General features: G+C 35.7%; 20 protein-coding genes, 2 tRNA genes and 1 pseudogene. 15 read left to right on the forward strand and 8 right to left on the reverse strand.

What is annotated here, in order from left to right:
- Window positions 1-12 precede the first annotated feature (12 nt).
- The 6 genes from gldK to ACIGAM_RS10420 all read left to right on the forward strand — a co-directional run bounded on the left by gldK (window position 13) and on the right by ACIGAM_RS10420 (window position 5,694).
- Window positions 13-1,386 carry a gliding motility lipoprotein GldK gene (gene gldK, locus ACIGAM_RS10395; protein WP_396511395.1) on the forward strand — a complete coding sequence of 458 codons (1,374 nt, stop codon included), beginning with the start codon at window positions 13-15 and terminating at the stop codon, window positions 1,384-1,386.
- Between the two features lie 67 nt (window positions 1,387-1,453).
- A complete protein-coding gene (gene gldL, locus ACIGAM_RS10400; protein WP_396511396.1) occupies window positions 1,454-2,089 on the forward strand; it encodes a gliding motility protein GldL in 636 nt (211 codons plus the stop codon).
- Between the two features lie 46 nt (window positions 2,090-2,135).
- Complete coding sequence (gene gldM, locus ACIGAM_RS10405) at window positions 2,136-3,668, forward strand: gliding motility protein GldM (RefSeq protein ID WP_396511397.1); 1,533 nt, start codon at window positions 2,136-2,138, stop codon at window positions 3,666-3,668.
- A gap of 12 nt (window positions 3,669-3,680) precedes the next feature.
- Window positions 3,681-4,568: a gliding motility protein GldN gene (gene gldN, locus ACIGAM_RS10410; RefSeq protein WP_396511398.1), complete on the forward strand. Its 888-nt coding sequence runs from the start codon at window positions 3,681-3,683 to the stop codon at window positions 4,566-4,568.
- A gap of 52 nt (window positions 4,569-4,620) precedes the next feature.
- On the forward strand, window positions 4,621-5,364 hold the full coding sequence (locus ACIGAM_RS10415; RefSeq protein ID WP_396511399.1) for a hypothetical protein: 744 nt from the start codon (window positions 4,621-4,623) through the stop codon (window positions 5,362-5,364).
- Between the two features lie 6 nt (window positions 5,365-5,370).
- Window positions 5,371-5,694, forward strand: coding sequence for an NAD(P)/FAD-dependent oxidoreductase (locus ACIGAM_RS10420; protein ID WP_396511639.1), 324 nt, complete (start codon window positions 5,371-5,373; stop codon window positions 5,692-5,694).
- Here the strand turns inward: ACIGAM_RS10420 and ACIGAM_RS10425 are convergent.
- Window positions 5,681-6,085, reverse strand: coding sequence for a DUF983 domain-containing protein (locus ACIGAM_RS10425; RefSeq protein ID WP_396511400.1), 405 nt, complete (start codon window positions 6,083-6,085; stop codon window positions 5,681-5,683). The two genes, ACIGAM_RS10420 and ACIGAM_RS10425, sit on opposite strands and share 14 nt — an antisense overlap.
- Window positions 6,086-6,203: 118 nt before the next feature.
- On the opposite strand from ACIGAM_RS10425, the gene ACIGAM_RS10430 reads away from it, so the two are divergent.
- The 6 genes from ACIGAM_RS10430 (at window position 6,204) to ACIGAM_RS10455 (ending at window position 14,601) form a co-directional block, all read left to right on the forward strand.
- Entirely contained in the window at window positions 6,204-8,111 is a 1,908-nt protein-coding gene (locus ACIGAM_RS10430; RefSeq protein WP_396511401.1) for an ABC-F family ATP-binding cassette domain-containing protein, read from the forward strand.
- Between the two features lie 85 nt (window positions 8,112-8,196).
- Window positions 8,197-9,333: an efflux RND transporter periplasmic adaptor subunit gene (locus ACIGAM_RS10435; RefSeq protein WP_396511402.1), complete on the forward strand. Its 1,137-nt coding sequence runs from the start codon at window positions 8,197-8,199 to the stop codon at window positions 9,331-9,333.
- A 5-nt stretch (window positions 9,334-9,338) separates the two neighbouring features.
- On the forward strand, window positions 9,339-12,536 hold the full coding sequence (locus ACIGAM_RS10440; protein ID WP_396511403.1) for an efflux RND transporter permease subunit: 3,198 nt from the start codon (window positions 9,339-9,341) through the stop codon (window positions 12,534-12,536).
- The gene (locus tag ACIGAM_RS10445) at window positions 12,523-13,860 is read left to right on the forward strand and encodes a TolC family protein (protein WP_396511404.1); all 1,338 of its coding nucleotides are present in this window, start codon (window positions 12,523-12,525) and stop codon (window positions 13,858-13,860) included. Before ACIGAM_RS10440 ends, ACIGAM_RS10445 begins: the two co-directional genes overlap by 14 nt.
- Window positions 13,860-14,042, forward strand: coding sequence for a CPXCG motif-containing cysteine-rich protein (locus ACIGAM_RS10450; protein WP_028376413.1), 183 nt, complete (start codon window positions 13,860-13,862; stop codon window positions 14,040-14,042). Before ACIGAM_RS10445 ends, ACIGAM_RS10450 begins: the two co-directional genes overlap by 1 nt.
- Window positions 14,043-14,244: 202 nt before the next feature.
- Complete coding sequence (locus ACIGAM_RS10455) at window positions 14,245-14,601, forward strand: STAS/SEC14 domain-containing protein (RefSeq protein WP_396511405.1); 357 nt, start codon at window positions 14,245-14,247, stop codon at window positions 14,599-14,601.
- Here ACIGAM_RS10455 and ACIGAM_RS10460 read toward each other — a convergent pair.
- Window positions 14,598-16,160, reverse strand: coding sequence for a hypothetical protein (locus tag ACIGAM_RS10460; protein WP_396511406.1), 1,563 nt, complete (start codon window positions 16,158-16,160; stop codon window positions 14,598-14,600). The genes ACIGAM_RS10455 and ACIGAM_RS10460 overlap by 4 nt on opposite strands.
- A 128-nt stretch (window positions 16,161-16,288) precedes the next feature.
- Here ACIGAM_RS10460 and ACIGAM_RS10465 point away from each other — a divergent pair.
- A tRNA-Met gene (locus ACIGAM_RS10465) sits at window positions 16,289-16,361 on the forward strand.
- A gap of 115 nt (window positions 16,362-16,476) precedes the next feature.
- Here ACIGAM_RS10465 and ACIGAM_RS10470 read toward each other — a convergent pair.
- From ACIGAM_RS10470 to ACIGAM_RS10485, 4 genes and pseudogenes are all read right to left on the reverse strand, one after another.
- A complete protein-coding gene (locus tag ACIGAM_RS10470; protein ID WP_396511407.1) occupies window positions 16,477-17,073 on the reverse strand; it encodes a hydrolase in 597 nt (198 codons plus the stop codon).
- A gap of 23 nt (window positions 17,074-17,096) precedes the next feature.
- The gene (locus tag ACIGAM_RS10475) at window positions 17,097-17,375 is read right to left on the reverse strand and encodes a hypothetical protein (protein ID WP_396511643.1); all 279 of its coding nucleotides are present in this window, start codon (window positions 17,373-17,375) and stop codon (window positions 17,097-17,099) included.
- Window positions 17,362-18,017 (reverse strand): annotated as a pseudogene (locus ACIGAM_RS10480) (response regulator transcription factor); the annotation flags it as partial. The pseudogene ACIGAM_RS10480 and the gene ACIGAM_RS10475, both read right to left, overlap by 14 nt.
- Before the next feature lie 165 nt (window positions 18,018-18,182).
- Entirely contained in the window at window positions 18,183-18,995 is an 813-nt protein-coding gene (locus tag ACIGAM_RS10485; RefSeq protein ID WP_396511640.1) for a sugar phosphate isomerase/epimerase family protein, read from the reverse strand.
- Window positions 18,996-19,300: 305 nt separating this feature from the next.
- Between ACIGAM_RS10485 and ACIGAM_RS10490 the strand changes: the two genes are divergently transcribed.
- Window positions 19,301-19,375: transfer RNA gene (locus ACIGAM_RS10490), tRNA-Val, on the forward strand.
- Between the two features lie 61 nt (window positions 19,376-19,436).
- On the opposite strand, the gene murF is transcribed toward ACIGAM_RS10490, so the two are convergent.
- Window positions 19,437-20,729 carry a UDP-N-acetylmuramoyl-tripeptide--D-alanyl-D-alanine ligase gene (gene murF, locus ACIGAM_RS10495; RefSeq protein ID WP_396511408.1) on the reverse strand — a complete coding sequence of 431 codons (1,293 nt, stop codon included), beginning with the start codon at window positions 20,727-20,729 and terminating at the stop codon, window positions 19,437-19,439.
- Between the two features lie 82 nt (window positions 20,730-20,811).
- A complete protein-coding gene (gene gldJ, locus ACIGAM_RS10500) occupies window positions 20,812-22,509 on the reverse strand; it encodes a gliding motility lipoprotein GldJ (RefSeq protein WP_396511409.1) in 1,698 nt (565 codons plus the stop codon).
- Window positions 22,510-22,722: 213 nt separating this feature from the next.
- Here gldJ and porU point away from each other — a divergent pair, with 213 nt between their 5' ends.
- Window positions 22,723-26,604, forward strand: a complete 3,882-nt coding sequence (gene porU / locus ACIGAM_RS10505) for a type IX secretion system sortase PorU (protein WP_396511410.1) — start codon at window positions 22,723-22,725, stop codon at window positions 26,602-26,604.
- Window positions 26,605-26,627 lie beyond the last annotated feature (23 nt).

The following is a 26,627-nucleotide window of genomic DNA, read 5'->3' on the forward strand; positions in this document are numbered from 1 at the left end:
CCTAATTTACCTATGAAGAAGTTTATTGCATTTATTGCGATTGTAAGCTTATTAGTTAGTTGTGGTCGTAATGATCGTGGTGAACTTGTGGGAGTCAAAGGGAAAAAGTGGAATCCCGAAAAACCATATGGGATGACACTAGTCTCTGGTGGTGCTTTTATAATGGGTAAAAGTGATGATGATATCGCTGCCATTAAGAATGCTCCTACTAAAACAGTTACAGTTCGTTCATTCTACATGGATGAAACTGAAATCACTAACACAGAGTATCGCCAATTTGTAAAATGGGTACGTGACTCAGTTACAAGGGCGCGTCTTGCTATTTTAGCAGATGAGCTTGGGGAAACTCCCGGAAACGATGGTATAGGTGAGTATGCATTTGTTGATTACGATCCAGATGATATGACACCATACGAGCAGTATATGTATGATAATTATTACAGTTTAAGTGATGATTATAGTGATCGTAAACTTAACTGGGACATAGATTTGATTACAGATCCTATGGACTATCCTGATGAGTATTATGTTGAGGTGATGGATACAATGTATATTCCATTAGAAGAATCATATAATGGTCAGCGTACAATAGACGTAAATAAACTAGTTTATAAATACAGGTATCTTGATATGGAAGCTGCCGCCCGTCAAAAAGGCGGAAAGCGTAAAGATTTCATTAGAACTGAAGAAACTAAAATTTATCCAGATACTACAGTTTGGATTAAAGATTTCGCATATTCTTATAATGAGCCTATGCACAATGATTACTTCTGGCACAGCGCTTATGACGATTATCCTGTTGTAGGAGTTACTTGGCAACAAGCTAAAGCTTTTTGTCAATGGCGTACAGATAATAAAAACTCATATAAGAAACAGAGAGGTCAGGAGTTGGTTAATAGATTTCGTTTGCCAAGTGAGGCAGAATGGGAATATGCTGCTCGTGGAGGTTTAGAAAGTGCTACATACCCGTGGGGTGGTCCTTATACAAAAAATGACAGAGGTTGTTTTATGGCTAACTTTAAGCCATTAAGAGGGGACTACGCTGCAGATCAGGCATTGTATACTGTTGAGGCAGACTCCTATGAGCCTAATGATTATGATCTTTATAATATGGCAGGTAATGTTTCTGAATGGGTAGGGTCTTCTTACGATCCTAACGCATATGAATATATTTCTACAATGAACCCTAACGTTAGTGACTCAAAAAACCAACGTAAAGTGGTTAGAGGAGGATCTTGGAAAGATGTTGCTTACATCATTCAAGTGAGTACTCGTGATTATGAGTATGCAGATTCTGCGCGCAGCTACATAGGTTTTAGAACTGTTCAAGATTACTTGGGTGTTGATCAGGATGTAAATACCAGAAAAGGACCTTCAAGTCGCTAAATCATTAAGATTAATTTTTCCCCGAATACACTTTAACCTAATTTAAAATTTAAAATCTCAGAAAAAGATGGCAAAAAAAGGAAGTCTTTCCGTTACAAACATGATATATGGTTTGGGAGCTGCTATAGTTATTGTAGGAGCATTATTTAAAATTCAGCACTGGCCTTATGGTTCAGAAATTCTGACACTTGGGATGGTGGTAGAAGCTTTAGTATTTGCATATTCAGCATTTGAGAGACCTAATCAAGATTTAGATTGGTCATTAGTTTACCCAGAATTATCTGGAGATGCACCCGCAGTACGCCCAAAGAAAACAGTAGAAGTTGTTGAAGAGAAAGGTTTATTGTCTCAAAAACTTGATGCGATGCTTAAAGATGCTCGTATAGATTCTGAACTAATGAATAGTCTAAGTACAAGCATACGTAGTTTTGAAGGTGCAGCTAAAGGTATGGCTCCTACCGCTGAAGCAATGAATTCGACTAAAAAATATAGTCAAGAAATGGCTCTTGCTGCAGCGCAAATGGAATCTTTAAATAGCTTATATAAAGTTCAGGTTGAGACAGCAGGCCGTCAGGCAGAGATTAACAATGAGGTTGCAAATAACGCAGGAAAATTAAAGGAGCAGATGGAAAGTCTAGCGACTAACCTTTCTTCGCTTAATGGTGTTTACGGTGGAATGCTTTCTGCTATGAATAAAAGATAACTGAATTACTAATATAAACTATTAATTCAGTAGAAAATATACCATTATGGCAGGAGGAACACAGTCCCCAAGACAAAAAATGATAAATCTTATGTATCTGGTGTTTATTGCAATGATTGCAATGAATGTAGATAAAGAGATTTTAAATGCGTTCAAAATATTTGACGTAAAATTTACGAGTTCAAATTCTAGATTAGCTGAAGATAATCAATTAGCTATGGCGGGTCTTGAAGCGAAGGCAGTAGAACAGCCCGCTAAATATCAACCATTATTAGGTAAGGCTCGTGATATTAAGAAAATATCAGATGATTTCTATGCTTATCTAGCGAATATAAAAGATACGCTTACAGATGGAATAGATACCAGTAGTTATGCAAATCTTGATAAAACAGCTGTTCTAGATGAGCGTTGGTTTACGGGTGATAGATATACAAAAGAAGGTGATGCTTTTTTGGCTAAAATTGAAAGCTATAAAAGCCAAATGGCAACTGTACTCGGAGAGGAGTTTTCAGATGTAAATAAAATCGTGCAAAATACATTTGCTGTTGAACCACAGACTAACAAAGATGGTAAAGAGATTGCCTGGTTAAAGTATAATTTTGAAGGCTATCCCCTAGCTGCGTCAATTACGCGTTTTACACAAATGCAAAATGATATCCGTGCCGCTGAGTCTGAAGTATACTCTTCTTTATTACAAGGGCAGTTAAGTAAAGATGTTTCATTAAGCAACTATGAAGCAATTGTAATTGCTGAAAAAACAGCATTCTTTTCTGGTGAAAGTTTTAAAGGTAAAGTTGTTTTAGGTCGTTTTGATAATTCATTAAATTTTGACAAGGTTATCATTAATGGTAGTGAAGTTAAAAATTTACAGTCAGGACAAGTGGTTTTAGACTTTCCTGCAGGTAGTGTAGGAACCCGAAAAATTACAGGTGAGTTAGTTTACACTGAAGATGGTGAACCTAAATCAATACCTATTAATAGTGAGTATGCTGTAATTAACAGGCCTAACTCTGCAACAATCTCTGCAGATAAGATGAATGTTGTCTACCGTGGTGTAGCAAACCCAATGACAATAAGTTTTGCTGGTGTGCCTGATAATAGTGTTAACGCCAGTGCAGCCGGTTTGTCAAAACAATCTGGAAGTAATTATATTATGAATCCAGGTGGTGGAAACGAAGTGACAATAAACGTTTCTGGAACTATGGCAGACGGTACCAAAGTAAGTGACTCTAAAAAATTTCGTATTAAAGACATTCCAAGTCCTACAGGTACTTTGCGTGGTGAAGATGGTATACTAAAAATGCAGCGTAATGCGTTAGAGATATCAACAGTAGGAGCTAAGCTTATGGATTTTGACTTTGATCTTAATCTAAGTGTAACCGGCTTTAAATTTAATGTACCCGGTCAACCTACAGTTCAGGTAAATGGCAGTAGATTAGATTCTAGAGCAATTGACGTTTTGAGAAGAGCTCAACGAGGATCTACAGTTCAGATATTTGATATCACAGCTCAGATTTCTGGTAATAGTAGCTACAGACTTAAAAAAGTTGCTCCGGTTCTAATTGAACTTACAAATTAAAAATTAAAAATTATGATCACCCAAAAGCAAGCTTTTAGTGTTTTTTGTTTGATGATTGGTTTTGCTTCTCTTGCGCAGACTAATATTTTGAACGCAAAAATGCCTGCTCAGATGTTTGAAAAGACTGAAGGGCAGATTCAGTTAGATAACGATAAGCCTTTGCCATACGGTTATGTAGATAGCAGAGATGTGCTTTGGGGTAAAAATACCTGGGAGATTGTAGATCTTGATGAGCGTATAAACTTCCCGTTATACTATCCTGTTGATACTAATAATATAGGTTCAGACAGAAGGTCTCTTTATGATGTTTTAGTTAAAAATATTAAAGCAGGTAATCTAGATATTTATGCAGATTCTTACTTTAATCAAAAAATAGAATTAAATGATATTGCAGCTGCAATGTCTCGGGTAGATACTACAGATTTAGGTATTGAGCAGATTAATGCCGGTTATGAAGTAGATGCCCAATATATAGATAGACGTGATATTAGTTCTGCAGATATTGAGCAATATTGGATACGTGGATACTGGTATTTTGACAAGCGTCAGGGAGAATTAAAATACCGTTTAATAGGTATTGCTCCAGTAGCTCCAGACGTTAACTTTATTGATGATGAAGATCCTATTATGGTTCCTTTATTTTGGGTGTGGTATCCTACAGCTCGTGAGATATTACACGAGGCAAAAGTTTTTAATCCTCAAAACTCTGCGCAACCATTATCATTTGATCACTTACTAAATTCTAGAAGATTTAATGGAGTTATTTATCAAGTAGATAACATACAAGGTGATCGAGAAGTTAAAGAGTATATAGCAGACAATGCAATGATGCAGCTCTTAGAATCTCAACGTATTAAAGAACAGATACGTAATTTTGAGAGTGATATGTGGAATTACTAATAACGTCTCTCAATTAAAAATTATAAAACGCCTTTTTCAAAGGCGTTTTTTTATGATCTATTTTTACATTATGAAGCACGTAGATTATCTCATAGTTGGTTTTGGTCTTGCCGGTATGGCATTTTGTGATCAGTTAGAGCAACACAATAAATCATTTTTTGTTTTTGACACTAAAAATGACGCAGCTAGTAGAGTAGCGGCCGGACTTATTAACCCGGTGACGCTAAAGCGCTATACGATGCCTTATAGAGGGGAAGAGCAATTTGACCTAGCGAAAGTCTATTTTACGCGTTTGAATGAAAAATTTGGCTTTCCGTTTATGAAGGAATTGCCGGTTTTAAAAATCTTATCCTCAATTGAAGATCAAAATAATTGGTTTGAAGCTACAGATAAGCCTGTATTAAATCGGTTTTTAAATGCATCATTAGTTAAAAATAGCTCTCTTTTTGTTGAAGCTCCTTTACAACTCGGGGAAGTAAAAGAAACCCTGCGTATAGATATTCCTGCTTTATTAGATGCATATGCTCAATCGTTAATAGGTAGTGAGTGCTTAAATTTTGATCAGTTTAATTATGACGAACTTATTCTAGAAAATGATAATTCAATTAGTTATAGAGATATAAGAGCAAAGCGTGTAGTTTTCGCTGAAGGCTATGGTATTAAGCAAAACCCGTTTTTCAATAGGCTTCCTTTAATGGGTAATAAGGGGGAATATATAACCATAAAAGCTCCTAATTTACGACTTTCTAAAGCCCTTAAATCATCATTCTTTATTATTCCGTTAGGAGATGATTAGTATAAAATAGGAGCCACATTTAATTGGAAAGAAAAAGATACACTTCCTACTACTGAAGCTCTAGAAGAACTACTGCAGAAATTAAATAAAGTGATTGCCTGTGAATATACGCTTGAAGCGCAACAAGCAGGAATACGACCCACAACCGGAGATAGAAGACCATTAGTGGGTGCTCATCCTAATCACAATCAATTGGTTCTGTTAAATGGTTTAGGAACACGTGGGACAATGATGTCACCTTACCTCGCTAAAGTATTGTTTGAGCACCTTGAACTAGGTAATCCTCTTGATGAGGAGATCTCAATATCTAGGTTTCCTAAGAAGTTTTAGTGGTTCCTTTGGCTTTTTCTTCATCATAATTAAAGAAAAAATTAATCCAGATGTTACGACTTAAGCGCATGATTAAAGGAGCAAACACGAGTAATGTTATAATTATTGAAATAAAACCTGCTACCAGACCCGCGCCAATAAAAAAGTGAGTAATCACAAATGCAGCTACAGCAAATGCTATACCTACACCATAACTTACGTACATAGCACCATAGAAAAAAGAAGGTTCTATCTTAAATTTTGTATTACAGTGCAAACAGCGTTCGTGCATTTTGAGCGTGTCTGTAAGTATATATGGGTTAGGATTCTCATACATATTTTTTTGTTGACAAACCGGGCAAGTGCCAGTAAATATGCTATATAACGGGTTTCCTTGGAGAAGTTTTTTCATAGTGTAATTTTACTGGTTTCCTAGATAATTTAAGGTATCTAAAGTTACAAAAATCGATAATCTTTAAATGCCGAAAATCCGGCATTTAATAATAACTTTGCGCCTTAAAATTTAGAGCATGTTAAATATTCACAACCTCTCTGTTTCCTTTCAGGGAGAATATCTATTTGAGGAAGTTACGTTTAGACTGGGTGAAGGAGATCGGGTAGGATTAGTGGGTAAAAATGGAGCCGGTAAATCTACAATGCTGCGTATAATTTCACGAGAGCAAGAATACGACACTGGCCAGATTGCTACAGATAAAGATATTCAGATAGGTTTCTTAAAGCAGGATATAGATTTTGTTGAAGGACGTACCGTTCTTGAAGAATCTTACGAGGCATTTGAGCTCATTAAAAAGCTTGAGGCGCGCCTGGAAGAAATTAATATTGAATTAGCAGAGCGTACAGATTACGAGAGTAATTATTACCACGATTTAATGGTTGAACTTAATGAAGTTCAGCATCAATATGAAATTCACGGCGGTTATAGCTATCAGGGAGAGACAGAGCGTATCTTAATGGGGCTTGGTTTTAGTAGAGAAGATTTTAATAAAATCACAGATACGTTTTCTGGAGGATGGCGTATGCGAATTGAGCTAGCCAAATTATTACTTCAAAATAATGATGTCTTATTACTTGATGAGCCTACAAACCACTTAGATATTGAATCTATTATTTGGCTTGAAAGTTTTCTACGTAACTATCAGGGGGCTGTTGTAATCGTATCTCACGATAAAATGTTTCTAGATAATGTGACAAATCGTACGATTGAAATTTCGTTAGGTAAAATCTACGATTACCCTAAACCGTATTCGCAGTATTTAGTTTTACGTCAGGAGATGCGTGAACAGCAAATGGCTGCTCAGAAAAATCAACAAAAGGAAATAGAACATACAGAGAAACTAATATCTAAATTCAAGGCAAAAGCTTCTAAAGCAACGATGGCGCAGTCATTAGTTAAGAAGCTTAACCGTATGGATGTTATTGAAGTAGATGAGGATGATAATAGTGTGATGACACTAAATTTCCCGGTATCTGTAGTTCCTGGTAAAGTGGTTGTTGAAGCAGAGGGTATAAAGAAAAGTTACGGAGATAAACATGTTTTACAGGGAATAGATCTTTTAATAGAACGCGACAGTAAAACGGCATTTGTAGGTCAAAACGGTCAGGGAAAATCAACTCTTGCAAAGATTATTGTTGATGAGATCAAATATGAAGGAAGATTAAAACTGGGGCATAATGTACAAATAGGATATTTTGCACAAAACCAAGCAGATCATCTTGACGGAAGCAAAACTGTACTCGACACGATGATTGATGCCGCAAATGAAAAAAACAGAAGCAAAGTACGTGATATTCTGGGTTCATTTCTTTTTAGGGGTGAGGAGGCAGAAAAATATGTGCGTGTACTTTCTGGAGGAGAGCGTAACCGTTTAGCACTGGCTAAATTAATGTTACAGCCCTTTAATGTCTTAGTGATGGATGAGCCTACAAACCACCTTGATATAAAATCTAAAAACGTTTTAAAAGAAGCGCTCAAAAGTTTTCAAGGAACATTATTATTGGTTTCTCACGATAGAGATTTTTTACAAGGTCTAACATCTACAGTGTATGAATTTAAAGACCATAAGATAAAAGAATATTTAGGAGATATTGATTATTACTTAGAGAAACGTGCTGTAGAAAACTTAAGAGATTTAGAGAAAAAAGATCCTAAGGTCAAAGTAAAAGAAGTAGCTCCTAAAGTAGAATATAAAGATCAAAAAAAATTAAAGTCACTCAACAACCAGCTTAGCAATATTGAGTCTGAAGTGAATAAGTTGGAGCGCGAGGTTAAAAAGATGGATCAAGAGCTTGCTGCAGATTATGCAAAAACCAGCTCTAAGCCAGACTTTTTTGATAAATACGAAGCTAAGAAGAAAAAGATTGAAGAGCTTACTTCAAAATGGGGTGAAGTGACCGAAGAATTAGAGCTTTATAATTAGCACTTTATTTATATTAAATTTAACAAACTAGAAGAGTAAGTACAGGTATTTTTGCAGCTTATGGTTGTTTCTTAAAAAATACTTAATGCTTAAAGCTGTACGTCTGATTATAGGTTTAGTAATACTTGGTATCGCAATTGCGATTGGGTATTCAATTGCTAACAGGGATAAAGACATTCCTGTTAAAGTTGACAAAGTTGTTAAAACGGTTTTTGTTGAAGAAGTTAAAAATGATACCGTTCCTATAGTTATACCGGCTAACGGAAATTTAGTTGCAAAAAATCGACTTGAGCTTTATGCTGAAGTTCAGGGGATTTTTAGATCAAGTGCTCACGATTTTAAGGTGGGCCAGTCGTATACTAGAGGTGAGACCCTTTTAAATCTTGATTCCTCAGAATACTATGCTTCGGTACAAGCTGCTAAAAGCGAATTGTACAATTTGGTAACTTCAATAATGCCAGATTTACGATTAGATTATCCAGAGATCTTTCAGAAATGGCAAACTTATCTTAATGGTTTTGATATTAATAAGTCAACACCCCAGTTACCCGAGACAGATTCACAAAAAGAGCGCTATTTTATTACAGGTAGAGGTCTTTACTCTTCATACTATAATGTAAAGAATCTTGAGCAGCGTTTAGGTAAATATCGTATAACAGCGCCGTTTTCAGGGATTTTGACAGAAGCACCAGTAAATAAAGGTACACTGGTACGTTCTGGTCAAAAACTGGGTGAATTTATAGATACTTCAGTTTATGAACTTGAAGTTTCAATAGGTAAAAAGTTTAGTGATCTCTTGAGTATAGGAGAGAATGTGAGCCTAACTACGGTTGATGGTACTAAAGAATACACCGGTAACGTAGTACGTGTAAATGGTAGAGTAGATCAAACGACGCAAACGATAAAGGTTTTTATAGAGATTGCAGGTGCAGATTCTCTTAAAGAGGGTATGTTTCTTCAGGCAAATTTAGAAGCCAGAGACGAACCTAATGCAATAAGTATTCCGCGTCAACTCTTAGTAGATAACTCACAGATTTATATAATACGCGACGGTCTGCTAGATTTAATTGATGTAAATCCTGTATATTTTTCAGATAAAGAAGTTATTATTAAAGGAGTTCCAGATGGGACTCAATATCTGTCTAAGAGCGTGCCCGGTGCATATGCCGGTATGCGCGTGAAAATTTACGAGGATAATCAAACTACTGGAAACACGGAATAATTTTCATGAAAAAATTAATTAGTTATTTCATAAAATACAGTGTAGCCGTCAATGTGGTTATCATGGCTTTTGTGATTTTCGGAATTATAGGTGTTTTGAGGATGAAATCTTCATTTTTCCCTTTAATAGACTCTCAAATAATTACCATAAGTGTTACCTATCCTGGAGCATCTCCGCAGGAAATTGAAGAAGGAATTATTCTTAAAATAGAAGATAATTTAAAAGGCCTCGTGGGTATAGACAGGGTTACGTCTACATCTAGAGAAAATGGAGGTAATGTGACCATAGAAATTGAACAGGATGAAGATATAAATGTCATTCTTGCTGAAGTAAAAAATGCTGTAGATCGTGTGCCCAGTTTTCCTACCGGGATGGAACCACTGGTTGTTGCTAAGCAAGAAGCTATACGACAAACTATAGGTTTTGCGGTGAGTGGTGAAACTATAGATCTGGCTACTTTAAAGCAAATTGCCAGAACTATTGAATATGATTTACGGGCTATGGATGGTATTTCACAAATTGAAATAACCGGCTATCCTGAAGAAGAGATTGAAATCGCTGTGCGCGAAAATGACTTGCTAGCTTATGGTCTTACGTTTACTGAAGTTGCACAAGCGGTATCCAGAGCAAATATTCTTACCACTGGCGGAAATATTAAAACTGAAAAGGAAGACTATCTTATACGCGCAAATAACAGATCGTACTATGGTGATGATCTTAGTAACCTTATTGTACGCGCAAATACTGATGGTTCAGTAGTAAGACTAAGTGATGTTGCTGTAATAAGAGATCGTTTCTCAGAGACGCCCAATGCTTCTTATTTTAATGGAAATCTTGCAGTTAATATTGAGATAAGTAATACTAATAATGAAGATTTGCTTACTACTGCAGAACAGGTAAAAGTTTATATTGAAGATTTTAATGCAAAATACGATGCAGTACATATAGATATTACGTCAGACTCTTCAATACGGCTAAAACAGCGTACAGATTTACTTGTGGTCAATGGTGCTGAAGGTATTTTACTAGTAATGCTTTTTCTATCTTTCTTTCTCAATACACGCTTGGCATTTTGGGTAGCAGCTGGTATTCCGGTTGCATTCTTAGGGATGTTTATTTTTGCAGCTGGTTTTGGGGTAACTATTAATGTATTGTCTCTATTTGGGATGATTATCGTGATAGGTATTCTGGTTGATGATGGTATTGTTATTTCAGAAAATATCTATCAACATTATGAGATGGGTAAAACACCTATACGAGCTGCAATTGATGGTACAGTAGAGGTTATTCCACCTATTATTTCAGCAATCATTACTACAGTTTTAGCATTTTCTACGTTTTTATTCTTAGACAGTAGAATAGGGGAGTTCTTTGGGGAGGTGTCTACAGTTGTGATTCTTACGCTCGTAGTATCTTTAGTAGAAGCATTAATTATTTTACCGGCACATATCGCGCACAGTAAAGCCTTAGTGCGAGAGTCAGAATTAGATATTGCCAAAAAAACCGGCGTTCAGAAGTTTATGTATAAACTGCGTTATTTCAATAGAAAAGGCGATCAGTTTATGACTTATATGCGTGATAAAATTTACACGCCCGCTCTTCGATTTACACTTACAAACCAGCTTATTTCATTTTGTATAATTGCCGCATTACTTATTGTGACTGTGGGGTCAATAATGGGAAGCGTAATAGGAGTTACAATTTTTCCAAGTATTGCGAGTGATACGGTTTCTATAGAGTTGTTAATGCCTGAAGGTACAAACCCACAGCGTACAGATAGTATTATCACAATGGTAGAGAAAGCTGCCTGGCGTGTTAATGAGGATTATACAAATAAGCAAACTGATAATTTACAGGTTGTTGAGAATATTATTAAAAGGGTAGGTCCCGGAAACAATAAGGCTTCTCTACGTATAAACTTATTACCCGGGGAGTTTAGAGACTTTTCTTCTCCAGATATTACAAACTCCATTCGAGATGAAGTAGGAGAGGTATTTGGCGTAGAGCGTTTAACTTTTGGTTCTGGTGGTAATTTTGGCGGAAGCCCTATTTCTATTTCTCTTTTAGGTAATAATACAGAGGAACTAGAAGCAGCTAAAGACGAATTACGAGCTAATTTAGAGAATAATGCATTACTGCGTGACGTAGTTGATACAGACCCTGAAGGGATTAAAGAAATACAAATAGTTTTAAAAGAAACAGCTTATACATTAGGACTTAATTTAAGCAGTGTAATGACGCAGGTACGTAGTGGTTTCTTTGGTACACAAGCGCAACGTTTTCAGCGCGGGCAAGATGAGATACGTGTTTGGGTGCGATATGATCGTAGTGATCGTAGCAGTTTAAATGATCTTGACGATATGCGTATTGTCACGCCTACTGGAGAGCGTATCCCGTTGAGCGAGATTGCGACATATACCATTTCTAGAGGTGATGAATCTATTAGCCATTTAGAAGGACAACGCGAAATACAGGTCAATGCAGATATGGCAGATCCTAATGGAAGTACAACAGATATACTTGCAGAAATTAAAGCCACTGTGATTCCTGATATTTTATCAAAATATCCAACCTTATCAGTTTCTTACGAGGGTCAAAACAGAGAGGCAGAAAAACTGAGCAATTCTGCAAATGAGGTTATTTGGATAATTTTATTTCTTATTTATGCGACCATCGCATTCACCTTCCGTAGCTATAGTCAGCCATTTTTACTGTTATTCATGATTCCTTTTAGCATTATTGGAGTCGCCTGGGGGCATTATATTCATGGTTTCCCAATAAATGTACTTTCGGCGTTAGGTATTATTGCTTTAATAGGTATTATGGTAAACGATGGTCTGGTGCTTATAGGCAAACTCAACGGATTTCTAAAAGAAGGGATGAAATTTGAAGATGCTATTTTTGAAGCTGGTCGTTCACGTTTTAGAGCGATCTTCTTAACCAGTATAACTACTATTGCAGGTCTTGCTCCATTACTTCTTGAGAAGAGCCGCCAGGCACAATTTTTAAAGCCTATGGCGATCTCTATATCTTATGGTATCGCAATAGCAACATTACTTACGTTATTAATGCTTCCGTTATTATTGTCTATTTCTAACTGGATCAAAACGAAATCAGTTTGGGTAAAAACGGGTGAGGAGCCTAGTAGAGAAGATGTTGAGCGTGCAATTAAAGAATTAAAAGAGGAAGATGAAGAGCATTAATTTAAAAGTAGTTATCCTAAGTTGCTTAATTTTTGCTTCTAGCTTTATGAGTTATGGGCAGGAGTCTTTTCTTTCCAGAGCTGAAGCAATCGCATTGACTCTAGAAAATAACTATGGTATTGCAGTTGCAGATAACAACATTCTTATTTCTGAAAATAACGCAGATATTCTCAATTCAGGCTATTTACCCACTGTCTTTGGAAATGCAGGTTTAAATTACACGCTTGAAGATCAACGTACAGATAGAGATGATGGTCAGTCTTTTGTTTTAGAAGGTGCAAAATCAGAAAGCTATAATGCATCAATAAATCTTGAATATACATTATTTGATGGTTTAGGGAGGCTGTATAATTTTAAGCGGTTAAAAGAAAGCTATAATCTTTCTAAACTTGAAGCGCGGGAAACTATTGAGAATACGATGCTTCAGTTGTTTTCTGTATATTTTGAAGTAGCTAGACTTACTGAGAATGTTGAGATTTTAGAACAAACGTTAGCGATTTCTAGAAATCGGGTTAAACGTGCGGATTATCAATTTGATTACGGACAAAATACAAAGCTTGAAGTTTTAAATGCTGAAGTTGATGTCACTAATGACAGCATTAATTTAATGAATACAAGGCAGCAGTTATTAAATACAAAACGTGATCTTAATGTAGTTTTAGCCCGTGATTTAAAAGTTAGTTTTAATGTAGATACTTTAGTCACTTTTATACCTAAAATGGAACTTGATCCATTTTTAGAAATGGCTAAGCAAAATAACGTGCGCATATTGCAGAGCGAATCTAATATAGCCATTAGCCAATACGATATTAGTGTTTCTAAGGCCCAATTTTTACCTACGGTAGGTCTTACAGGCTCTTATGGGTGGAATGAGTCTATAAGTCCTGCATCTGCTTTTTTTACAGGTAGCACGCGCCAGAATACAGGTTTTCAAGGTGGTCTTAATTTAAGATGGAATCTTTTTGACGGTGGTTCTACCTTAACACAAGTTCGTAACGCTAAGATTGTTAAGGATAACCAACTACTTTTAAAAGAACAAATAGAATTAGAAGTTCAGCGAGATGTAGCTAATGCACTGGGTAATTATGAAAATCTAATCGCAATTTACGAGATTCAAGAGCAGAACGTGATAACCAACAAAAATAATTTTGAACGTTCTCGAGAACGTTTTAATTTAGGACAAATCACTTCAATAGAATTTAGACAGGCACAAATAAATCTTATAAATGCTGAAACTAATAAAAACCTCGCAAAGTATGAAGCCAAGCTTGCTGAGCTTCAGTTGTTGCAACAAGTAGGTCAGCTTTTAAATATTGAATTTTAATGGAAGAGCATTTTTTTCAATGTCCCTATTGTTGGGAAGAAATTTCTATGTTATTAGACGTTTCAGTGAGACATCAGGTTTATGTTGAAGACTGTGAAGTATGCTGCAACCCTATAGAGCTAACGGTTGGTTATGAAGATGGTGAGCTTGTGACATTTTCTGCGCAGAGTATTGAGCAGTAGTTGTGATTGCGTAGGTTAATAGTGGATATGATTTTGTATTTTTAATACAATTCAATCCCAAAATTTAAGAATAGTGCCTTTATTCGGAGGAAAGCTAAGCTTATTGTTCTAAAATGAGCTATTCTCTAAGTTCTTTCTAACCTGAAAATTAGGTAGATATTACTATCTCTTTATTATTATATTTGCATAAAATTTCCCCTCAGTGCTTTTAAATTTTAGTTTTTCTGATAATGCAATTGGTTACATTGTAGAAGGTACCATGAATTACGATGCGATTCGTGAATTGAAGCAAGCGATTCTAAAAATGTTTGAAGAGCACGAAACTATTAATCTCTACTTAGAAGACAATAATATTAATCGTTTTACACTTGATGCGGTTTTTATTGCAAGTATATTTCCAATGCAGCATAGCCACAGGTTAAACAAAGTTGCGATGGTAACAAACCGTAAATGGATACACGCAATAACTAATGTTAATAAGTCTATACTAGGTAAAGATTTTAAAAATTTTACTATAGATCGTCGATTAGAAGCAATAGAATGGATTGCTTCAAACTAATCTAATGCAGTAACTGTTTTTAGCATTCCATCTTTTAAATTAATCCAGAGGTAATTAAAAAAAGATTTATTTTGATTTCGGGTAACATCACCTGAGCCTTCCTTAAATCCTTTATCTTCCCGCTTACTTGTGTTAGAAATAAAAATATTAGCGATGGTTGATGCTAACCATTTTTTCTTTTTCTTTTCTTGGTTTAGGATATTTACTTTGAAATCGTCGTAAGTCATTTGCATGTCTATATGAGAATTGTAGTCATTACCAGTAATTGTAAAATAAGTATGCGCAATATTTCCCTGCATCTCAACGCCAAGGTTAGGTGAGGTAAAGCCATCTAGATTTGTTACAGGAAGCTTACTCAAACTACCCACCAGATAAAATTTATCCTGCTTGTTTTGTACATCAAATTCCCAGTCAATAGTCATAGGACTTTGTTTCATAAAAATAGCTTTTATAGCTATTTTAGTTTTTTTCTCATTCTCTTTATAGGTATTACCAACGTTTGTAAGATTAGCTTGCAGATTTTTAAAGTTTATAGATCCTGATTCTGAACCTTGATTCACTTTTTCAGTATAAATTATAGATCCGTTTTTAATTTTTAAAGAATTAACCATCAGATCAAACTTAAGATCACGTAGCATTTTTGAGTACAAGGGTTTTGTACTTAAATCATCTGCAATAAGTTTATCTCTATATAGATTTAGGGAGGGCTCTTCTAGCTGAATTAATGGCGTATTTATATAGAACTTGCCAGAGCGTTCTCCATATCTTAGAGAATCTATAGTAATTTTTTTAATTAATAGATTTACGTGATCTCGTTCTATAGAAATACTATTACTTAATTGCGTGCGTGAAACCGCTGTTTTTAGTAGTGTATTGGTCATTTGTAATGAGGAGCCATCCCAGTGCACATTTTGTACAGTAAGCTCATCAAAATCATTTATTTGATAATATAGCGAGTCGTAACTAAGGCTAATGCGCTCGTAGTTAAAAGGCCTTGTGATGGTTTCTGTTATAGTAGGGGTAATATTTTGTAGATTTAAATTAAAGTGGGCCGTTTTAAGAAGTATCTCTTTTGTTTTTGGTTTGAAAATCTGGATGTAATTAGTCACCAGCTCAAACTCCTCAATATTAAAGGAGCCATTTATATTCTCAGCCTTAATTGGGTTTTTGTTTGTACTGTCTTTAGATGGCTTTTTTGTTTCTTTCTTTACTTGCTGATAATGAGAAAGGCTATCTGCGTGAATCGTAATTTTTTTAAAATGAATATTCTTGTTTCTAAAATAATCCCAGTGATCTAATCCTTTTAATGTTACCGTTGCGTTATTAACTTCACTACGCGGCATAGAATCATTAGCTTTTATACTTACTGTAGCGTTTTTCATACTAGCATTGCCGCCCCAACTATCTATATTTAAATCTTCATAGGTGAGATTTATTGAAGAGGGCAAATCTTTTTTAATAATCTGCTGAAGCTGATTCTTTAAATAGCTATTTAGAAAAATTGCGGCCACGCCTAAAAGGCTAAAAAAGACAAAAAGAGAAATTAGTAGTTTTTTCATGAAGATTAAAGGTATCTATATTTCAGGCTATTAATGTTAGTGAAATTATAATTTTAATACAGAATGAAAATAATTTCAAAAACCCCTTGTGAGAACCAAAGAAGTGTTCTATATTTGCCGTCCAATATCGCGGGATAGAGCAGTAGGTAGCTCGTCGGGCTCATAACCCGAAGGTCACTGGTTCGAGTCCAGTTCCCGCTACTAGTAAAGACAAGGCTTCACAGAAATGTGAAGCCTTTTTTTATTTCTCATATCTTCAACATACTTAATTTATTTTAAATGGTCATTTTAGATAAATTAATTGTAAATCAATCTGTTAGTTGAGGTTTAGTGAGATTAAATGACTTAATTTATCTTTTAAGCTTTTAAAATTGAGCTGTTTCTGTTCTTCAAACTGCAGGTTTGCAAAATCTGTGAAATACTTATGTGTTTGTAGAAAAGCGATATTAGCTTCTAACCACTCTTTTTCAGAATAGTTAATGCGCTCATTTACGACCCATTTTTTTCTTAAATTTCTGTTTTTCTTATCAGAGGATTTCTTACCTAGATGCGCGAGATCGGCATCGCGTATTACCATTTGAAGTTTGTTAAGCGGTATTGTATTTAAGGTTGTGGCGTGTATAGTTTCAGTAACCTCATCAATAAATTTTTCTTTAACGGTTTGCTGTTTAAGAAATTCTTCGGCTAAAGTAGCGCTCTTTTTTTCGTGATCGCAAGTTCCAAAAATATGACCTGTATCTTGAAAGTAAGATGCAATTATTAGGATAGTTTTTTCTTCATTACTCAAGTTTTCACCCTCGGCTATACATTTTGAGTTTATGACAACTTCTTTAGTATGTTTCCAGTTGTGAAAGGGGTAGGAGCTGCAAATACTGTTTTTTATGAGCGATTTGCAGTAGCTAAGTTTTTTCAATCAAATTTTTAGAAATCATCAAGCTAAAATTTATAAGTGAATCCTTCCTGGTGATTTCCTTCAAAATTAGAATAGGAGAGTTTCATATGTTGTTGTTGATATTCTGTAGTGAATAATAAATTAATTCCTAAACCAATTGCTGCACCAGCAACAACATCAAGTATATCGTGTTTTTTTGAATCTATTCTGCTGGCTGCTGTAAATCCTGCCAAGAGCATATGCGGGGATACTGTATTTAAAACCGTAGCGCATATGTATAAAACCTGCGCTATGAAAGGCTGTTGAGGTATGACCTGACCCATATGCTGTTTGTATATATTTCGCAGTTTCTGAAGTTAGTTTTTTTCTAAGGTTGTTAATATGCACGTAGATAAAATCAAAATTATCTAGCATATCGCTATCATCTCCCCATAAGTGTTCTGCAATAATTGCTTTAGATAAAACCCGGTCTTGATTGGTTATAAAAAAGAGTAAGAGGTCATATTCTTTACGGGTAAGTGAGATGGGGCTAATATTTACGTAAGCGGTTCTAGCTTGTGTGTCTAAGCGTATTTCTTCAAATAGTATAAAGTCGTCGCCTCCAAACTTTCCGCGTCTTAAAACTGCTTTAATGCGTGAATTAAGTTCAGCTAGGTGAAAGGGTTTTGTAATGTAATCATCTGCTCCCAGATCTAAACCTTCCAGCTTATTTTCTAAAGATTATTTGCCGAAATTATAATAACACCTGATTTTTTGTTGTGCGCTTTCAGTGTTTTAAGCAGCTCAAGCCCGTTTCCTGAAATTAAATTTATGTCAAGTATAATTATATCATACTCATAAAGATTTAATTTTTCTGAAGCTTCAATAAAATCTGATGCCGTTTCGCAGATATTTGCTTCCCAGCTTAAATAGTTTGCAATAGCTTGTTGCAAATCAAATTCGTCTTCAGCGGTTAGATATTTCATACTTTAAAAATAACAGAATAAATATACTCTGTAATTCTAAAGAGAAACTAAAGATTGGTAGAAGCTTCTTTTGATTAACTAATTCTCAATTTTTTAGATAAAACAAAAAAGCCGGCTGCCTCTTGAAGGCAGCCGGCTTATAAAATAGACAGTATTATTTTAGTATTATTGAAATCCTATAGTTTCTAAGCCTTGATGGCTAATTTTGATAGCCTCTAGAGGAGTGTGGTTAAAAGTTTGATCTTGTTCCACAAAGTAATACTGCATTCCAGATTTTTCTTTTTCAGCAAGAATACGTTTAAAGTCAATTTTACCTTCACCTACAGGAGCAAATTTTCCTTCGTCATCCATATCCTTAACGTGCCATAGTTTAAATCTTCCCGGATACTTTTCAAAATAAGCAATAGGATCTGCTCCTGCTTTAGTTACCCAATACAGATCCATCTGAAAGTTTACCGTATTTGCATCTGTGTTCTCCAATAAGTACTCAATAGGAACAACTCCATTTGCATTTTTCTTAAATTCAAAATCATGATTGTGATATAACAATTTTAAACCGGCAGCATTACATTGCTCCCCGAGCGTATTTAGAATATTAGCCAGTTCTTCTACAGTTCCTTCCATTCCCATGGTCATTGTTTCCTGATCAAAAGTAAACATGCCCATAGGTGGTACAGGAATAACAAAATATTGAAAACCTGCTGCTTTTACATCTGCAATCATCTGTTCTGCATTTTCTAAAGTTACAGAACCTTGGTGTGTACTTACCGGCTTTAAATTAATACTCTCACAAAATGATTTAAAATCTTGTGGAGTCATATTGTAAAATTTTCCTTCTTCATATCCTGCTGCTTCAATATAAGCATAACCGTCACCTGAGACTGTTTGCAAGGTGGTTTCTGCATTCTCGGCCATAGCATCACGCAGAGTATAAAGTGCAAGACCGCCAAATTGTGCTGTCTCGGTTGAATCTTGCATTACTACATCTGCTTCGTTGCTGCTGTCTTTTTTCTTTTGATCACCACAAGAAAATAACAAAAGCGAAGCCAGAGCGAGTCCCGCGAGTTTTACATTTTTAAATTGAAAAGGTTGTATTTTCATAAATATCTATTTTGTTTACATTTTAAAATTAAGTTTTTCTAATTACTATAGATGATAAATCACCTACTTTAATACGTATTGACTTTTTTATTATACAAACGAGTATCCTGAAATTGTGATTCAATTTAAAGCTGCAAATACATTGTATGATTTGAAATACTTAATTAGATTTACTTTTTATAGGGATATTAACTCAGTTGGTTCAGAGTGTCACGTCGACAACGTGGAAGTCATTGGTTCGAATCCAATATATCCCACAAGAAAAAGAGGGTTTTATCTTTAGATAAAACCCTCTTTTAATTTTTAATATGTGGCTCATCAGCTATTTAAAAGATCTAAAATTCCTTCTAGCTTCATCCCTCTAGAGCCTTTAATTAATATAGTTGCCTGCGGAAGCAAATAGGTAATTTCAGCAGGAAGTCCTTTTTCTTCAAGATCTTGTATATTTTTGTATTGGTGATTTTTAGTGCTGGTCTTTTTAAAATTTTCACCAAGAAAAATAAGATTTTCTAACCCCAAATTATGTGCTAAATCAGCAATATATTGGTGTTCGGCAACTGCACTTTCTCCAAGTTCAAACATGTCTCCTAAGAACGCAATTTTAGATTTTGCTTCTAAGCCGGCAAAATTGTTTAATGCGGCTTCCATACTTGAAGGATTTGCATTGTAGGCATCAAGAATGATAGTTTGCTCTTCGCTTTCAATTATTTGAGATCTGTTATTAGACGGTATATACGATTCGAGAGCACTTATAATATCTTCGGTATCTATTTTAAAGTAGCAGCCTATTGCAGCAGCAGCAGCAATATTTATCGTGTTATACTGGCCTATTAAATTACTTTTGAGATTTTGATCGTGTATAATTAAGGAAGCAAATGGGTTTGCAGCCTCATAGGTAAAATGAACGTCAGAATCTTTAGAATGACTAAATGTATAGTTATGTGTTTGACCTGCTTTACTCTTTTGTATCGGGTCATCAAGATTTAAAAATAAGGTTCCTTTATGTCCTATAAGATAGGTGTAAAGTTCGCTTTTACCTTTGACAACGCCAGCAACGCTTCCGAAGCCTTCTAAGTGGGCTTTGCCAAAATTTGTTATATATCCAAAATCTGGAGCTGCAATTTCTGTTAGTTGTTCAATCTCGCCAATGTGATTAGCTCCCATTTCTATAATCCCCAATTCTGTTCCTGAAGTCATAGATAGCAGCGTTAGTGGCACGCCTATGTGATTGTTTAAATTGCCTCGGGTAGCAACTGTTTTAAATTTTTTAGAAAGAACAGTATTAATAAGTTCTTTGGTTGTGGTTTTACCATTACTTCCTGTTAAGGCTAATATAGGAATGTCTAAAAACTTTCTATGTGTGTGTGCAAGATCTTGAAGTGTCTTAAGTGCATCTTTAACTAAAATTATGCGGCTATCGTCTGATGCATAATCTTTATCGTCGATAATTGCATAGGATGCTCCGTGCTCTAGAGCTTCTACTGCGTATGAGTTTCCATTAAAATTGTCACCTTTCAGTGCAAAGAATATAGTGTCTTTCTCTATTTTACGAGTGTCTGTGGTAACTCCTTTACTTTCTAAGAAAAGTGAGTGAATATCATTTATTTCCATATTAATCAGTTAAAAAAAATGCCCAAAGCAAGAAGCTGAGGGCATTTTATTGAAAATTTATGTTTGTTACCGTAGATCTAAATTAGTTTCTAGGTGTTTTATTTTTAGTAGCTTTTGATCCTACTCTTGACATAGCATTTCTAAATCCTATATCATCTGTAGCCATAGATTGTGGTAAGTATCTGCGTTGAGCGGGATCTAACCAGTATTCTCTGTCTCTCCAAGAGCCTCCTTTATAAACACGAACCTCATCATCTATTAAAGTAGTACGGTCATTTGCTTTGTCGTATTCTTTATTTAAACCATCCTCACCTCTAGATATTTTATTTATAGGAGAGTCATACATTCTATCGTTTGTAGATTCCGTATCTGAGAAGCTTTGGTAATATCTTGATGATTGCTTGTCACCATCTCTAAAATTACGGTTATCACTTTCAGAAAACTGAGTTCTTAAATACGTCTCATCATCATCTACAGGAACCTGTAAAATTTCTCCAGGTAAATTACGCGCAATTATTTTACCGTTATCAAGAGTGTCAAAAACGATATCTGCGGTAGTAAGAACTTTAACGGTACCATCTTCGTTTATAGCATTTTTAGTGTAAACGTTACCACGGTAGTAGTTAAAATCATTGTACTCATCGTCAACAATAGGTCTGTATACATCAGCTACCCATTCTGATACATTACCTGCCATATCATACAAGCCATAATCGTTAGGAGCATACGATTTAATCTCTGCAGTAATATCTGCATTATCATCTGACCAGCCCGCAATACCGCCATAATCACCATCTCCTTGTTTGAAGTTTGCTAATTGATCACCACGTGTTTTACGATTGCCAGATCGTGTATAAGCACCATCCCAAGGGTATTTTTTTCTACCACGGTAGACGTTATATTCTCTAATTCCTACAAGTCCTAAAGCAGCATATTCCCATTCTGCTTCGGTAGGGAGACGGTATTTTGTTGTAGAGATAATACCATCTTTCATTTGCACGTAAATATCTTTTGCCTCAGGGCTTCCTCCGGGATTATTTGGGTTTGCTTTTGGGGTATTTGCTTTTTCACGTTGAGCAGAAGCTCTTCCTCCTCTAATTACATCATCCTGCCCACCATAAGTCAAGCTAGGTGATTGTAAGTAGGTATATGTATCAAATGTAGACTCTGCATCTACATTATATTTTGCTCCTTTTTGAGTATAGCCTTCCTGTTCTAAAACAAATTCATTGTAACGGTTTGTTCTCCAGTTTCCAAACTCTACGGCTTGTATCCAGCTAACGCCTACTACAGGATATCTTGCATAAGCAGGGTGACGCAGGTAATTCTCGGTCATAGTCTCATTAAAGCCAAGACGGTTACGCCATACTAGCGTATCTGGCAAAGCACCGTAATAGATATTGCGATAGTTTGCTTCCTCTGGGGGAAAAACCTTTTTTAAGTAGTCTAAATATTCAAGATACATAAGATTAGTCACCTCGGTCTCATCCATATAGAACGATTGTACGTGCTGTTGGTTTGGAGTATTATTCCAGTCGTGCATAACGTCGTCCTGAACCTGTCCCATTGTAAAGGTACCACCCTCAATGAAGACTAAACCGGGAGCGGCTTCCTGCTCCTTATAATCTGTATTGGCTTGAAAACCGCCATCTCTGTCATTAATACTCCAGCCTGTAGCTCTAGAGCTGTTTTTGTAGTCTTTGCCTTTGCCTCCGCAGCTTGTTAGAAGTACTGCAACAAGGCTGAAGCTAAGCGATTTAAGCACAAGATTCCTATTCATAGGTGTAAATTCTTTAAGCAAAATTTGGGACTGCAATATACTATAAAGCAGTCAAATTGCAATAAAATTATAAGTTATGCAAATTACTAAGTCAATTAATACAGAGAGTTAGCTTCTACTTAACGAAAAAGGACACTCTTTAGTATAACTTATACCGTATGGGTAATTATATTAGATTTCTTACTTATTTTGCAAAGCATTCTTAAATACATAATGAGAACATTTATACGTCTTTTTATTGGCCTTATTACCTTTTGCACGATGTCTGCGCAGAATAAAGAGTTTGTTATAAATTGGAGTGAGCCTGCAAATATTTCTACTAATTCAACACCGAGGTTTGTGCCTGGTTTTGAATCTGAATTTTTTAGCTATTCTGCAGTTACAGGAATCAAATACCACAATAGGTGGAAGGTAAGCGCTAGTATGGCTATATCTTCTGTTAAGTTCATACCGCTCTCCATTAAGGCTATAAACGTGCAAGATTTAAAGGATTTAGATATAAATACGATCACTGAAGATTTTCAGTTTAAGTCAGGCATCTCTGCTGCTCGGGGAGAAACATATTTTGAGTTTGATTTTTCACCTTTATTTTACGAGAATAAGATTTTAAAACGTGTGGAGTCTTTTAGAATAGAATATATAGAGCAGCGTTCTAAATCAAATCGTTCTGCAGTTCTACAAGAAACTAAAAATTCTGTGCTTGCTTCTGGAGCTATTTATAAATTCTATGTAGAGAAAACCGGAATTTATAAACTCGATAAAAGTTTTCTGGAGTCATTGGGAATGAATGTTAATGCAATCAATCCGCAGAATTTAAAAATATATGGAAACGGTGGTGCTATGCTACCCTTGCGAAATGCAGATAATTCGTTATTTGACCCGCAGGAAAATACAATTAAAGTCGTGGGAGAAGCAGATTCCCGTTTTGACGACACAGATTACATCTTATTTTATGCCGAAGGTTCACAGGGATTCAATGCTGAAAGTTTGACGCATATTAATGCCTATACAGATAGGACTTCTTATCTTATTACCGCTTCTGGAGGGCCTGGCTTACGCGTTAGAGAGTTACAACAACCTACTGCGAGCGCAGATATGGTGATTAATACATTTGATGATTATCAATATCACGAGTTAGACGATCAAAACTTACTTAATCTTGGTAGACGCTGGTTTGGAGAGCGTTTTGATATTGAAAATGAACAAACTTTTGAGTTTAGCTTTCCAAATAGAGTTGCATCAACTCCTGTGAGTCTTCGGGTTTATACGGCAGCAATTTCAGAATCGCCTACGTCTTTTACGGTTAACTTAAACGGAAATTTAGTTTCTACATTAAATATTTTACCTATAAATGAATCTATTTTAGCGCGTGATGCCGCCTATGATAGTTTTTTTACTCCTATATCAAATCCTCCTATAACTATAAGTGGCGATCAATTAAATCTAACGCTTAGTTATAATAACAACGGAAATCCTTCGGGAGCGGGATTTTTAGATTTTATAGCGATAGGAGCAGAGCGAAGATTAGTTGGAACAGGAGTTCAACTGGCTTTTTCAAAGAATAGTACGGCAAATACTTTAGGAGTAGTTCGTTATGATTTGAGTAATGCTTCTGAATTTTCTGAAGTTTGGGATGTAACTAATAAAACAGCCATAACTTCAGTAGTAAATGCTGAGAGTGCTTCAGATTTTAGTTTTAAGGCGCAGTTAGGTTTACAGCGTAATTATATAGCACTTAATCCTCAGGATTTTTATCTTCCGCAACGCGAAAACGGAAATTCTTTAGTGCAAAATCAAAATATTAAAGGAAGTATTTTTCAGAGTGCTGCTGGTTTTCAAAACGTAGATTATTTAATAGTAACATCAGAACTCTTAAGGTCGCAGGCAGAGCGTTTAGCAAATCACAACAGAAACTATCGAAATTTAAATGTAAAAGTGGTTACGCTTAATGCTATTTATAATGAATTTAATTCTGGAAATGCAGATATAGGAGCGATACGTAATCTGGTGCGCTATGTTTATGATAATGCTTCATCACCAGATGCCCGGCTTAAATATTTATGTCTTTTTGGGGATACTTCTTTTGATTACAAAGATCGTATCGCAAATAATAACAACATCGTACCCACATTTAATACATATTACAGCTTCTCACAGTCTCAGTCGTATATGAGCGATGATTATTTTGGCTCTCTAGATCTTAATGAGGGAGTTATTGAGAATGGAAGTCCTTCTGGTAATGGTGGGGCAGACCGTCTTGATGTGGCTGTAGGTAGAATTTTAGCAGATACGCCTCAACTCGCAAATGCTGTTGTAGATAAAATAATCCGATACGATTCACAGGCTGCTTTAGGGAGGTGGCGCAATAATTTTGTGTTAGTAAGTGATGATGTTGATTTACCCTGGGAGTTTGCAGAATTAGAATCTACAATTGATGCTCTTGGAGATCAGATTCAGATTGAGAAACCATTTATAAACGTAAAGAAAATACATAGTGATAGTTATCAGCAGCAATCTTCTGCTGGTGGTAATAGGTATCCCGAGGTAAATGAGGCGATCTCAAACGAACTAGAGGTAGGTGCATTGGTTATGGCGTATTTGGGGCATGGTGGCGAAAATACGCTGGCTTCAGAATTTATTTTTACACGTGACAATGCTAAGAATTTAAATAATACAGATAAGCTTCCGGTGATTGTCACGGTAACTTGTGAGTTTACTCGCTTTGATAATCCCAATCGTACGGCGGCCGGAGAAGAATTATTTTGGAACTCTGGTGGTGGTGCAGTGGGTCTTGTTGCTACTACCCGAGAAATTTCGGTGAGGCTGGGCGTTGCATTCAACAGGCAACTTACTTCAGACCTATTTTCCTTTGGTACCAATGAAATAAAAAGTGTTGCTGAAAACCTGCGGGAGACTAAAAACCAAATAAATGATGATAACCGCCGGGTAATTTTTTATATAGGTGATCCTGCAATGAAATTAGCTTTTGCTAAACCAAATATTAGACTTACGACTATAAATGATATTCCGGTATCGCAACAAACAGATACGTTGAAAGCCTTGAGTTGTATAAGAATGAGTGGGGAAGTGGTTGACGTTTCGGGTAATCGTATAGAAGATTACACGGGTGATCTTGCAACTACCATATATGATAAGTATATAAACAGACAAACACTGGGGAATGACGGCACTACAGATGCAGCCGGAAACTTATTAATTCTAGATTTTAAATCACTAGGGGCTATTTTGTACAGGGGCCAGGCGAGTGTAGAGAACGGAGCGTTTACTTTTAATTTTGTAGTTCCAAAAGACGCTGCAATACCATTAGGAAATGGAAGGGTTAATTTTTACAGCAAACGAGATGGAGTTCTAGAAGATCAAGCGGGAGTAGATCAAGGAATACTTGTAGGGGGCTTAAATGAGAATGCACCCGAAGATAATGAGGGGCCTTTGATTAACCTATATATGAATGATGAGGGTTTTGTAAATGGCGGAATTACAAATACCTCACCCACACTTCTGGTTAAATTAGAAGATGTAAATGGTATAAATACGGCAAGCGGAATAGGTCACGATTTAATAGCAATTTTAGATGGGGATGAAGAGAACCCTATTATTCTTAATGATTTTTACGAGAGTGATACAGATAACTTTAATTTAGGCAGAGCGTTGCGTAAACTTAGGGATTTAGAACCGGGGTTGCATACAGTAACTGTTGTCGCCTGGGATACTTATAATAATTCGTCAACTGCAGATTTACAATTTATCGTAGCGGGAGATGATGAACTAAAATTAGAAAACGTACTCAACTATCCCAATCCCTTTGTAAATTATACAGAGTTCTGGTTTAATCATAACAGACCTTATGAACCATTAGAAGTACAGGTTCAGATTTTTACAATTTCGGGCAAGGTTGTTAAGACAATAAATCAAATGGTGAGCACTTCGGGATTTTTATCTAGAGAGATTACTTGGGATGGTCTTGATGATTTTGGACAAAAAATCGGAAAAGGCGTTTATGTGTATAAGATTACCGTTAAATCTACGTTAACGAATAAGAAGGTTGAAAAATTTGAGAAATTAGTCATCCTATAAGCATTTAATATATATTTGTCAAA

Origin of the sequence: Leeuwenhoekiella sp. NPDC079379, assembly GCF_044542075.1 — a bacterium.
Lineage (GTDB): Bacteria > Bacteroidota > Bacteroidia > Flavobacteriales > Flavobacteriaceae > Leeuwenhoekiella.

Coding starts and splice junctions, on each gene's coding strand:
- gldK (WP_396511395.1), top strand. CDS start 13: ATGAAGAAGTTTATTGCATTTATTGCGATTGTAAGCTTATTAGTTAGT.
- gldL (WP_396511396.1), top strand. CDS start 1,454: ATGGCAAAAAAAGGAAGTCTTTCCGTTACAAACATGATATATGGTTTG.
- gldM (WP_396511397.1), top strand. CDS start 2,136: ATGGCAGGAGGAACACAGTCCCCAAGACAAAAAATGATAAATCTTATG.
- gldN (WP_396511398.1), top strand. CDS start 3,681: ATGATCACCCAAAAGCAAGCTTTTAGTGTTTTTTGTTTGATGATTGGT.
- ACIGAM_RS10415 (WP_396511399.1), top strand. CDS start 4,621: ATGATCTATTTTTACATTATGAAGCACGTAGATTATCTCATAGTTGGT.
- ACIGAM_RS10425 (WP_396511400.1), bottom strand. CDS start 6,085: ATGAAAAAACTTCTCCAAGGAAACCCGTTATATAGCATATTTACTGGC.
- ACIGAM_RS10430 (WP_396511401.1), top strand. CDS start 6,204: ATGTTAAATATTCACAACCTCTCTGTTTCCTTTCAGGGAGAATATCTA.
- ACIGAM_RS10435 (WP_396511402.1), top strand. CDS start 8,197: ATGCTTAAAGCTGTACGTCTGATTATAGGTTTAGTAATACTTGGTATC.
- ACIGAM_RS10440 (WP_396511403.1), top strand. CDS start 9,339: ATGAAAAAATTAATTAGTTATTTCATAAAATACAGTGTAGCCGTCAAT.
- ACIGAM_RS10445 (WP_396511404.1), top strand. CDS start 12,523: ATGAAGAGCATTAATTTAAAAGTAGTTATCCTAAGTTGCTTAATTTTT.
- ACIGAM_RS10450 (WP_028376413.1), top strand. CDS start 13,860: ATGGAAGAGCATTTTTTTCAATGTCCCTATTGTTGGGAAGAAATTTCT.
- ACIGAM_RS10460 (WP_396511406.1), bottom strand. CDS start 16,160: ATGAAAAAACTACTAATTTCTCTTTTTGTCTTTTTTAGCCTTTTAGGC.
- ACIGAM_RS10475 (WP_396511643.1), bottom strand. CDS start 17,375: ATGGGTCAGGTCATACCTCAACAGCCTTTCATAGCGCAGGTTTTATAC.
- ACIGAM_RS10485 (WP_396511640.1), bottom strand. CDS start 18,995: ATGCAAGATTCAACCGAGACAGCACAATTTGGCGGTCTTGCACTTTAT.
- murF (WP_396511408.1), bottom strand. CDS start 20,729: ATGGAAATAAATGATATTCACTCACTTTTCTTAGAAAGTAAAGGAGTT.
- gldJ (WP_396511409.1), bottom strand. CDS start 22,509: ATGAATAGGAATCTTGTGCTTAAATCGCTTAGCTTCAGCCTTGTTGCA.
- porU (WP_396511410.1), top strand. CDS start 22,723: ATGAGAACATTTATACGTCTTTTTATTGGCCTTATTACCTTTTGCACG.